Below are 271 nucleotides of genomic sequence, written 5' to 3' on the forward strand. Positions count from 1 at the left end.
GCACTGAGGCGGAAGCCGAAGAGTTTCCGCTCGACGAAGATGAAGTCGAAGTGATCGTGGGCTCGCGCCAGTTCGATCTCATCGACCTGATCGAGGAAGAGTTGCTGCTTTCCTTGCCGCTTGTGCCCAAGCACGAGGTTTGTCCCGAGGTGCACGAGAGTCTCGTCTCTGGTGCGGCCGGTGCCGAGGGCGAGGGCGACGAAGCCGCGCTGGACGAAGCTGGCGAGGGCGAAGAGCCCGAGCGGCCGAATCCGTTCGCGGCGCTCGAAAG

Annotated in this window: 1 protein-coding gene; it reads left to right on the forward strand. The window is 63.8% G+C overall.

Translation table 11 applies throughout. The features are described 5' to 3' along the window. On the forward strand, positions 1-271 hold a 271-nt coding region (locus SB822_RS57330; protein WP_410859139.1), incomplete at both ends, for a YceD family protein.

Origin of the sequence: Paraburkholderia sp. SIMBA_054 (assembly GCF_046534875.1) — a bacterium.
In the GTDB taxonomy this organism is placed as follows: domain Bacteria; phylum Pseudomonadota; class Gammaproteobacteria; order Burkholderiales; family Burkholderiaceae; genus Paraburkholderia; species Paraburkholderia hospita.